The organism is Pseudomonas sp. GP01-A4 (assembly GCF_058780865.1).
Map to the genome: position 1 here is coordinate 1 of NZ_JBYSWF010000124.1, position 9,950 is coordinate 9,950.

The 9,950-nt window shown below is 61.5% G+C and carries 8 protein-coding genes; 3 read left to right on the forward strand and 5 right to left on the reverse strand.

What is annotated here, in order from left to right:
• From AC3WKX_RS33525 to AC3WKX_RS33540, 4 genes are all read right to left on the reverse strand, one after another.
• A partial coding sequence (locus AC3WKX_RS33525) for a LacI family DNA-binding transcriptional regulator (RefSeq protein WP_146014539.1) occupies positions 1-542 on the reverse strand: 542 nt, incomplete at its 3' end.
• 21 nt (positions 543-563) lie between these two features.
• Entirely contained in the window at positions 564-1,505 is a 942-nt protein-coding gene (locus tag AC3WKX_RS33530) for an ABC transporter substrate-binding protein (protein WP_102606447.1), read from the reverse strand.
• A gap of 33 nt (positions 1,506-1,538) precedes the next feature.
• Positions 1,539-2,507 carry an ABC transporter permease subunit gene (locus AC3WKX_RS33535; protein ID WP_102606448.1) on the reverse strand — a complete coding sequence of 323 codons (969 nt, stop codon included), beginning with the start codon at positions 2,505-2,507 and terminating at the stop codon, positions 1,539-1,541.
• Positions 2,508-2,532: 25 nt separating this feature from the next.
• Entirely contained in the window at positions 2,533-4,065 is a 1,533-nt protein-coding gene (locus AC3WKX_RS33540) for a sugar ABC transporter ATP-binding protein (protein WP_102606449.1), read from the reverse strand.
• Positions 4,066-4,474: 409 nt separating this feature from the next.
• On the opposite strand from AC3WKX_RS33540, the gene AC3WKX_RS33545 reads away from it, so the two are divergent.
• The 3 genes from AC3WKX_RS33545 to AC3WKX_RS33555 are packed head-to-tail and all read left to right on the forward strand — an operon-like array spanning position 4,475 to position 7,476.
• Positions 4,475-5,830 carry a sensor histidine kinase gene (locus tag AC3WKX_RS33545; RefSeq protein ID WP_003209703.1) on the forward strand — a complete coding sequence of 452 codons (1,356 nt, stop codon included), beginning with the start codon at positions 4,475-4,477 and terminating at the stop codon, positions 5,828-5,830.
• A complete protein-coding gene (locus AC3WKX_RS33550; RefSeq protein ID WP_008430409.1) occupies positions 5,815-6,198 on the forward strand; it encodes a response regulator in 384 nt (127 codons plus the stop codon). The genes AC3WKX_RS33545 and AC3WKX_RS33550 overlap by 16 nt, the downstream gene beginning before the upstream one ends.
• Before the next feature lie 9 nt (positions 6,199-6,207).
• Positions 6,208-7,476: an EAL domain-containing response regulator gene (locus tag AC3WKX_RS33555; RefSeq protein ID WP_003209700.1), complete on the forward strand. Its 1,269-nt coding sequence runs from the start codon at positions 6,208-6,210 to the stop codon at positions 7,474-7,476.
• Here the strand turns inward: AC3WKX_RS33555 and AC3WKX_RS33560 are convergent.
• Positions 7,457-9,607, reverse strand: coding sequence for a methyl-accepting chemotaxis protein (locus AC3WKX_RS33560; RefSeq protein ID WP_102606450.1), 2,151 nt, complete (start codon positions 9,605-9,607; stop codon positions 7,457-7,459). The two genes, AC3WKX_RS33555 and AC3WKX_RS33560, sit on opposite strands and share 20 nt — an antisense overlap.
• Between the last annotated feature and the right edge of the window lie 343 nt (positions 9,608-9,950).

The following is a 9,950-nucleotide window of genomic DNA, read 5'->3' on the forward strand; positions in this document are numbered from 1 at the left end:
GAAATAAAGCCGATCCGCTGGTGGCCATGCTCGATCAAGTGCGCCACCAAAACCTGGGTAGACAGGGTATTTTCCACCCCGACCTGATCGAAACGATCACACATCATCCGGTCCACTAGCACCGCCGGCACTTGATTGGCCTGCAGGTATTCCAGGGCCAGCGAACCGGTAGACGGCGCCAGCAGAATGCCGTCCACCCGCCGATGGTGCAGCGTCGTGACTACGCGCAATTCCTGCTCGGGATCGTCGTGGGTATCGACAAACAACATCATGTAGCCGTGCTTGGCGCACTCGGTTTCAATCGCGTGCACCGTTTCGCTGAAGTAGTGGTTGGACAGTGCCGAGATCGCCACGCCAATCGTATTGGTGGTGGACCGCGCCAGGGAACGCGCCAGCGTGTTGGGGATGTAGCCCACCTGCCGGATCGCGTCCTGCACCGCTTGCACCGTGTCCGGGCTGACCTTGCGGGTGCCGTTCAAGACGTGGGAAACCGTCGACGTCGACACCCCTGCAATTCTTGCCACATCCTCCATGGTTGCCACGGTGCTCACTCCTGGGTGCTTTTAATGTTTGCTGGACCAACCGCTGTAGGAACCGACGTTGTCGCGGGTGATCAGTTTTGGCGCCAGCAGGGTAACCGCTTCGGCAGGTTGTTTGTCATTGAGAATGTCATTGCCGACGTTGACGGCCGTCTGGGCCATGGCCCATGGGTCCTGGCTGGCGGAAGCCTGGATCAGGGTGTCGGTCTTCAGGGCATTCTCGATATCCGGCGCGCCGTCCACGGAGGTGATGATGATGCCGCTGCGTTTCAGCTGCTTGGCGGCAAGATCACTGCCGATGGCTTGCGGGTCGTTGATCGCGAACAGGCCGTCGATTTTCTGGAAGCGTGTCAGGTAGCCCTGCATCACGTTCAGGCCGCCTTCACGGGAGCCTTTGCCGTCCTGGTCATCAGACAGCACCTTGATATCCGGCGCACTGCCCAGCGCGGCTTTACAGCCTTTGACGCGATCAGTCACGGCGGTGACCTGCGGGCCGTTCTGAATGATCACATTGCCCTTGCCCGACAGTTTGTCGACGATGAACTGGCAGGCGAGCTTGCCGGCCTCGACGTTGTCGGTCTGCACCGTGGCATTCACGCCCTTGGCGTCGACGTCCACGGCCACCACCACGATCCCGGCGTCGCGGGCTTTCTTGATCGCCGAGGCCATGGCCGACGGGTCGACGGCGTTGAGCAGGATCAGGTCGACCTTGGACGAGATGAAGTTGTCGATCTGCGAGAACTGCTTGCTCAGGTCATAGTCGGCCGACACCGAGGTGACTTTCACCGCCGGGTTCAGCTCCTTGGCCCGCGCCGTGGCACCGTCGGCCAGGGTCACGAAATACGGGTTGCCCAGGGACCCCATGCTGATGCCGATGGCTTTCAGTTCACGGGCTTGCACCGCCTGGGACATCAACACGGCAACGCCCAGGGAGGCGACAACAGGAAACATGCGTTTGAAGTTCATGATGACTCTCTTGTGATTGTTGTTTGAGTGAAATCAGGTCCGTGCACCGGACTGGCGATAACGATCCAGCGCCACCGCGCCAATGATCACGATGCCCTTGATGATGTACTGCCAGATATCCGAGACGCCCAGCAGCACCAGGCCGTTGGTCAATACCGCGATGATCAGCGCACCAACCAGCGTGCCGCCGATGGTGCCGACGCCGCCGGTAAAACTGGTACCGCCGAGGATCACTGCGGCAATCGCATCCAGCTCATAGGATTGTCCCAGTTGCAGGCCATTGGCGGCGAACAGGCGTGACGCGCTCATCACCGCGCCCAACCCGGCCAACGCACCGGACATGGCATAGACGAACAGCAGGACCTTCCACACCTTGATCCCCGACAGCCGCGCCGCTTCCGGGTTGCCGCCCACGGAGTAGATTTGCACCCCCATCACCGTGCGCCGCAGGATGAACCACGACAGCGCAATCACGGCCACGGCAATGATCACCAGCCAGGGCACGCCCAGCACCGAATCGTTGCCAATAAAGGCAAACGGCAAATCAGGGTTGAACACGGTTTTGTCGTCGGCCAACAGGCGTGCCAAACCGCGCATGGCGGTCAGCGCACCCAGGGTGACGATAAACGGCGGCAGGCGCATGAAGGCGATCAGGCCGCCGTTGACCAGGCCCAGCAACAGGCCGAAGCCAACCCCGGCGGCAATCCCGAACATGCCGAACTGCGGTGACATCGACGCTTGCAACGCAACCACAGCCGAAGCCGCAAGAATCGCTCCCACCGACAAGTCGATGCCCGCCGTGAGGATCACAAAGGTCATCCCCGCCGCCAGCACCACGTTGACCGACGCCTGCTGGGTGATGATCGACAGGTTCTGCACCGTCATGAAGTTTTCGCTGGCCAGGGCAAAACCCACCAGCAGCAGCACCAGCACCGGCAACATGCCCACCGTGCGCATCAGTTCGCGAATACGCTCAGCCTTGCCGATCGTTGCCACAGTCATGGTGTTGCTCCCGCTTGTCGTTGAATTAGCCATGGGCGGCCACCTGTTCGCTGCCGGTGGCGAGGTCGATGATCGCCTCCTGGGAAATATCCAGCCCCGATGCCCCGCCCACTTCGGCCACCAGTTGCCCTTCGCGCATGATCAGCACGCGGTCGCAGGTGCCGATGATTTCCGGCAGTTCGCTGGAGATCACCACGATGCCCACGCCGGCCTTGGCCAACTGGTTGATGATGCGGTAGATCTCGGATTTGGAGCCGATGTCCACGCCACGGGTGGGCTCGTCGAGGATCAGCACATGCGGCTTGACCTCCAGCAGCCGTGCCAGCAGCACCTTCTGCTGGTTGCCACCGGACAACGCGCCGACGTTGACCTTGCCCGACGCCACGCGGATCGACAGGGACTTGATCGCATCGCGTGAGCGTTGTGCGGCGTGGCCACGGTCGAGCACGCCACCGGCATGGGCATCCGGCACACACGCACAGACGTTGATGTTGTCGGCCACGCTCATGTCGAGAAACAGACCCTGGGCCTTGCGGTCCTCGGTGAGGTAGACGACACCGGCACGAATCGCATCCGCCGGGTTGCGCAGTTGGGTCACGGTTTTGCCGACCACCTCCAGGGTGCCGGAGGTGCGTGGGTCGGCGGCAAAGATCAGCCGTGCCAGTTCGGTACGCCCGGCGCCCACCAGGCCGGCGATGCCCAGCACTTCACCGGCGTGCAGGTCAAAGCTGCAGTTGCGCACGCGCTTGCCGTCGGCCATGTCGCGCACGCGCATCACCACCTTGCCGGGGTCGTAGGCCGCATGTTCCTTCTTGTAGAAACCTGACAGGTCGCGGCCCACCATCATCTTCACCAGCACTTCGGCCGACAGCACGTCCCGCGCCAGTTCGCCGACGTACTCGCCGTCCCGCAGTACCGAGACCCGGTCCGACAGCTCGTAGATTTCCGCCATGCGGTGGCTGATGTAGATGATCGCCAAGCCCTGGCTGCGCAGCTGTTTGATCAGCGCGAACAGGCGGTCGGTCTCCCGGGAGGACAACGGCGTGGTGGGCTCGTCCATCACCAGGATTTTCGCGTGGGCATGCAGCGCCCGGGCGATTTCTACCAGTTGGCGCTCGGCGATGGACAGGCTGGCGACGCGGGTGGTGGGCAGGAACTCCGCGCCGAGCCTTGCCAGCACCTCGGCCACCCCGGCTTCCATGCCCTTGCGGTCGATGGTCCAGCCACGGCGCAGTTCACGGCCCAGGTAAATGTTCTCGGCCACCGTCAGGTTCGGGCACAGGCTGAGCTCCTGGTAGATCACGGCAATGCCGAGGGCTTTGGCGGAGGCTGGGTTGTAGCTGGCGACGGGCTGGCCATCAATGCGGATGGTGCCGCCATCATCGGCCTGGTAGGCACCGGAGAGGATCTTCATCAAGGTCGATTTGCCGGCGCCGTTCTCACCCATCAAGGCGTGGATTTCACCGGGGTAGACCTTCAGGCTGACGTTCTTGAGCACCCGCAGACCGTTGAAGGTCTTGCTGATGCCCTGCATTTCAAGCAAGGGTTCAAGGCTCATGACTGAGCTCCTGGTTTTATTATTGTTGTGTTCGGGCGTTTGCCGATGGCAGTCATCGGCAGACCTGATTGCTGCCGACTCTAATCAGATACATTTGCTTACGCAAGCGCTTGCGTCAGCCGTTTATCGTTTGATTAAACGTTTCACCTGATGAATAAATGTTCACCCAGCGACCTGGAGTGACTAATTGCAGATAAAACCGCCGTTTTTCCACCTTCACCTATCCGATTGAGTGTTTTTCTAAAAATAACACCGCGTTTGGCCACTACGATCCCTGTCGGTTGCGGTTTATCTGCTATCGTCCAAAGACCTCATCTCCTCCTCATCGCGCCTGCGCGATCTTCTGTGAGCATGCTCTGCGGCGCCGCCTTTGGCAGCGTCGGGCCTGAAGTTCACGGAACACTGCACCATGGACAACTCTTCAGTCGACAGCCCGGCGGAGCCGCAATCCCGGGCTGAAAAAATCGTCGAATTCAAACGCCAGAAAACCCTGCTCAAGGCCGGCGCCTTGCAAGATGCGATCTTCAACAGCGCCTACTTCTCCAGCATCGCCACCGACGAAAAAGGCGTAATCCAGATTTTCAACGTCGGTGCCGAACGCATGCTTGGCTACGCCGCCGCCGATGTGCTGAACCGCGTCACACCGGCCGACATTTCCGACCCCGCCGAGCTGATCACCCGCGCCGCCGCCCTCAGCCTGGAACTGGACACACCGATCACGCCGGGCTTTGAGGCCCTGGTGTTCAAGGCCTCCCGGGGCATCGAAGACATTTACGAACTGACCTATATCCGCAAGGACAACAGTCGCCTGTCGGCCATGGTGTCGGTGACCGCCCTGCGCAACCGCAACGACGCGATCATCGGCTACCTGCTGATCGGCACCGACAACACCGCGCGCAAGCAGGAAGAGGCGCAACGCAAAGGCTTTGAGCGCGCCCTGGAAGAGAAGAACCTGGAGCTGGAACACGCCAGCCACATGAAGTCCGAGTTCCTTGCCACCATGTCCCACGAGCTGCGCACGCCGCTGAATGCGGTGATCGGTTTTTCCGAGGCGCTCAAGGACGGCCTGGTGGGCGACATGAGCGATATCCAGCGCGAGTACATCGGCGATATCTTCACCAGCGGCCAGCACTTGCTGTCGCTGATCAACGACATCCTCGACCTGTCCAAGGTCGAGGCCGGCATGATGGACCTGGAACTGGAAGCCGTGGAGTTGGCCGGCCTGTTGGCCAACAGCCTGCTGATCGTGCGGGAAAAGGCCGCATTGCAGCGCATCCAGTTGAAACTCGAAAGCCCGGACGACTTCGGCGCACTGGAACTGGACCTGCGCAAGACCAAGCAGATCATCTACAACCTGCTGGCCAATGCGGTGAAGTTCAGCGAGCACGGCGGCTCGGTGACGCTCTCGGTGCGCGAGGTGAATCGTAGGCAAGTGGGGCAGATTCCCGGGGACTGGCCCACCCACGGCTTTGCCCTGCAGCCCAGCGAACATCAACAGTTCCTGGAATTGAGCGTGAGCGACACCGGCATTGGGATCGCCCGGGACGACATGAGCAAGCTGTTCAAGGCCTTCAGCCAGATCGACAGCAGCCTGGCGCGCAAATTCGAAGGCACGGGCCTGGGCCTGGCGATGGTCAAGCAACTCACCGACCTGCACGGCGGCAGTGTCGCCGTGGCCAGCCGCGAAGGCGAAGGCGCGCGATTTGTGGTGTGGCTGCCGCTGCACCGTGCCGCAGATGCGGAGGCCCCATGGCCGAAATCCTGATCGTCGAAGACAACGAGGCCAATATGCGCCTCGCCCGCCTGTTGCTGGTGAACGCCGGCCACAGCGTGTTGTGGGCCGCCGATGCCGAGACCGGGCTGACCCTGGCCCGGGAAAAACAACCGGCATTGATCCTGATGGACATCCAGTTGCCGGGCATGGACGGCCTGGCAGCCACGTCACTGCTCAAGCAGGACCCTCATACCGCGCACATCCCGGTGATCGCCCTGACGGCCATGGCCATGAAGGAAGACCGTGACAAGACCCTGCGGGCCGGCTGCGATGCCTACATCATCAAGCCCCTGCGCTACAAAGAGCTGTACCAGGTGATCGACACGCTGCTGCAAAAGAACATTACTCCCTCGACTTGAGTCCTCTCCATGGCCAGCCAACCCGCAACGCTGTTGATCGTTGATGATGAAATCCAGGTGCGCAAGCTGCTCGAAACCCTGCTGCGCCACGAGGGTTACCAGACCGTGAGCGCCGCCAGTGGTGAAGAAGCCTTGCAGTTGGTGGCGCAGCGGCCGCCGGACTTGATCCTGCTGGACATCATGATGCCGGGCATGGACGGCTATGAAGTGGCCAACCAGCTCAAGGGCAACCAGGCCACGGCGAACATTCCGATCATCATGCTTTCGGCATTGAGTGAGTCCAGCGCGCGGCTCAGTGGCCTGGAAACCGGTGCTGAAGAATTCATCAGCAAGCCGGTGGAGCGGGTCGAGTTGTGGCTACGGGTACGCAACCTGCTGCGGCTCAAGGCCCACGGCGATCGGTTGAAAAACCATAGCCAGTTGTTGGAGCAGCAACTTCAACACCACCAAAATGAGTCCTCGCGGTTGAATGTGCATGACCTGGCGCGCCTGGACCTGGAAAAAGCCCTGCGCCTGGCGGTCGAGCGCGAAGAATTCGTGCTGCATTACCAACCCAAGGTCGAACTGGCCAACGGTCAGGTGTGCGCCCTCGAGGCCCTGCTGCGCTGGGACCGGCCCGGTTACGGTGCGGTGTCTCCAGCGGTCTTCATACCGATCCTGGAAAGCCAGGGCTTGATCGTCACGCTCGGGCGTTGGGTGATCGACAACGTGTGCCGCCAGATCGCAGCGTGGCAATCCGGCACGGTGGGCGCGGTGGAGGTATCGGTCAACGTTTCGGGGCATCAGTTGATCGAGGGCGACCTGATTGCCGATATCGCCCAGTCCCTCGCCCAGGCCGGCGTGGAAGCGCATTGGCTGGAAGTTGAATTGACCGAAGGCTCGCTGATGGAGAACACCCAGCACACCATCGCCAGCTTGCAGCGCCTGCGGGCGATGGGGGTGAAGATCTCCATCGACGACTTCGGCACCGGCTATTCCAGCCTGGCCTACCTGCGGCGGTTCCCGATTGATACGCTGAAAATCGATATTGCGTTTATCCGCGAAGTCACCAGCAACCCGCAGGACGCGGCTATCACCCGCACCATCATCGAACTGGCCCACAGCCTGAAGCTGCGAGTGGTGGCCGAAGGCGTGGAAACCCAGGCGCAGCTGGAGTTTCTGCGGGAAGCCGGCTGCGATCAGATCCAGGGATATCTGTTCAGCCGGCCTTTGCCGATGAAGGAGCTGGAGCGCCTGCTGCTGGATAAGCGCAGCCTGGTCAGGCCGCAGCCTCACTGACTTCGAACAACCCCACCAGCTTCTGCAACTTGTTGGCATTGACCCGCACGGTTTCCGCGCTGGTCTGCAACACCCCTACGGTCAGGCGCATTTGCTCCGAAGAGTGGCTGACCTGCTTGATGGTCTTGCCATAGTCGAGGCTGCGGGCGTTGAGCTGCTGGATGATGCTGAACATGCTCTCCACCGCCTGGTGCAGGTGCACGTTCTCCGAGGAGGCGTCCTCGGCCAGGCGCAGGCTGCTGTCGACGTTGGTCACGCCGTTATCCATGAAGCCTACGGCCTTGCGGGTTTCGCCTTGCAGGCCCTCGACCATCTGGCGAATGTCTTCCGCTGCCTTGGAAGTACGTGACGCCAGGGTGCGGACTTCGTCGGCCACCACCGCAAAACCGCGGCCATGCTCGCCTGCCCGCGCCGCTTCGATGGCCGCATTCAGGGCCAGCAGGTTGGTCTGGTTGGTGATGTCGCTGATCAACCCGGTGATGTTGCTGATCTGTGCCATGCGGCTGTCCAGCAGTTGCACGCTTTCCGAGGAGCGCTGCACCACATCGCGAATCGACTGGGTGCCGACCTGTACCGCGAGGAATTGCTCGCGGGCCCGGCTGACCACCTCGTCCATGGCCTGCTTCATTTGCTCGGCGCTCACCGAGGCTTGCTGGATTTCTCCCAGTTGCTCTTCAACGATGATCATCATGCGGTGGGTGGCGTCGGCCACTTCATGGGACATCAACCCGGCCGCCTCGCTGCGGCCGAGCATCAATTGGTTGGTGTTGCCAACGCTGTGGCTGGCCTTGACCACCTGGCCGACCACCGAATCCAGGCGGTCGATGAAGCTGTTGATCCAGCGGCTCATGTCGCCGGTTTCGTCGTTGACCATGCGCCCGCTGTCCAGGCGTTGGCGCAGGTTGCCCTCGCCTTCGGCAATGGTGCGGATGACCTCGGTCATTTCATTCAGGCGTGCGGCCAGGCGCCTGGGGCCCAGGCGGCTGAACAGCAAGGCCGCGACGACCATGCTCAGCACCTCGCACGCATCGGTCCAGGCGGCGGGCAAACCACTGTAGTGACGGACCAGGAAGTTGCAGGCAAACAGGCCGGCCATGGTCGCCAGATAGGGCTTCATCAAGCCGTGGCTCAGGGAGCGCCGGCGGTAGACCTCTTCCAGGTCGGCCTCGCACATCATGCCCCAGCGATCCGGCGAGCCCGGCAGTTCGAAGGTCACGCCCTTGCCCACCACCGGGATGTGACGGTAGTCGGAATAGCCGGGATAGGTGACAAACAGGTTCGAGCCCTTGCGGATGGTTTCCCGCACGCCGGGGTGCAGTTGTTGGGTGGCGGGGTCGATAAACCGCAATTCCAGCTCGGTGTGGCGCTGGATCTGTACGGTTTTCCAGGGTGTGTGCACGCCGCTCTTGAGATTTTCACCGTGGGTGAAGGTGCCGTCCTCGAAGCGTGAGCGGGACAGCGCAATGCCCGGCTGCAGCGCCGGGTCGAAGCGCGATTGCACCATGAACAGGTAGTTATCGCCGGACTCGGGGAAGATATGCCCGGCCTCGCGCTGGATCAAATCCCCGAGTATGTCGTTGGGCACCCGACCGCAGAGGCAGCCGACCACCCTGCCCTCGCGGGTCAATGGTTGGTAGAACATCAGGGTCACTTCGTCATGGAAGCGCGAAGACGAAGGGCCGATCTGCAAGGTCAGCGGGTCGCTGTAGGGACCGTGGAGGAATGGCGCCTTGAGCCCGGCGGCCAGGGCTTGTTGATTGAGCGCGCGGTGACTGGCCTGGCTCCAGGTACTCGCCAGTAGTTCGCCCTTTGGGTCGACGATAAACAGCTCGGAGAAATCCCCGGCCTGGTGCAGTTTTTCCAGCAGCAGGCTGTTGTCGGTGAGCACGGAATCGCGGGCCAGTGTCGTGGCCAGTTCGTTGAGGTGTTCCCACTGTTCGCGGGTCCAGGTTTGCAGGAGTTTGACCCGGGTTTCGGCAATGGCCTCGAAGGTTTGCTCCATCACCGGGTACACCGCGCGGTTGAGGCGGCAGGACCAGCCCATGGCGAACTTGCCGGTCTTGCCCCACCAGGGCAGCCAGCTTTTCTCGGCGGAAGATAACTGCATCGTGCTGCTCGACAGGCTGCTCATGGCGGACTCCGGGAGTGATGTCTAATTGCCATATTTCAAGGCAATTAATGCGCCAATTAGCTAGCTTGCTATTGATTAGGCTGTTTGGCCTGCCATGCGGGTCAACGGGAGCGAGCTTCCTCGCTACAAAAAGCTGCATGCAATCAAGAGCATGCACCAGCGGGTGGCAGTGAGATCGCTTGTCGGGTGGGATGTCCCAGGGGGGCCGTGGTTTTCGAGATCGAATATCGGCGGAATTTTGGGGGCATATCCGTTATTTAGGTAATGGCGGCTTATGGTTTCGCTCTTACAGCGAGTCACTTTGCAAAAGCGGCAAAGTAACCAAAGCGCTCTGCCCCGCCTG

Coding starts and splice junctions, on each gene's coding strand:
- AC3WKX_RS33550 (WP_008430409.1), top strand. CDS start 5,815: ATGGCCGAAATCCTGATCGTCGAAGACAACGAGGCCAATATGCGCCTC.
- AC3WKX_RS33555 (WP_003209700.1), top strand. CDS start 6,208: ATGGCCAGCCAACCCGCAACGCTGTTGATCGTTGATGATGAAATCCAG.
- AC3WKX_RS33560 (WP_102606450.1), bottom strand. CDS start 9,607: ATGAGCAGCCTGTCGAGCAGCACGATGCAGTTATCTTCCGCCGAGAAA.
- AC3WKX_RS33540 (WP_102606449.1), bottom strand. CDS start 4,065: ATGAGCCTTGAACCCTTGCTTGAAATGCAGGGCATCAGCAAGACCTTC.
- AC3WKX_RS33530 (WP_102606447.1), bottom strand. CDS start 1,505: ATGAACTTCAAACGCATGTTTCCTGTTGTCGCCTCCCTGGGCGTTGCC.
- AC3WKX_RS33545 (WP_003209703.1), top strand. CDS start 4,475: ATGGACAACTCTTCAGTCGACAGCCCGGCGGAGCCGCAATCCCGGGCT.
- AC3WKX_RS33535 (WP_102606448.1), bottom strand. CDS start 2,507: ATGACTGTGGCAACGATCGGCAAGGCTGAGCGTATTCGCGAACTGATG.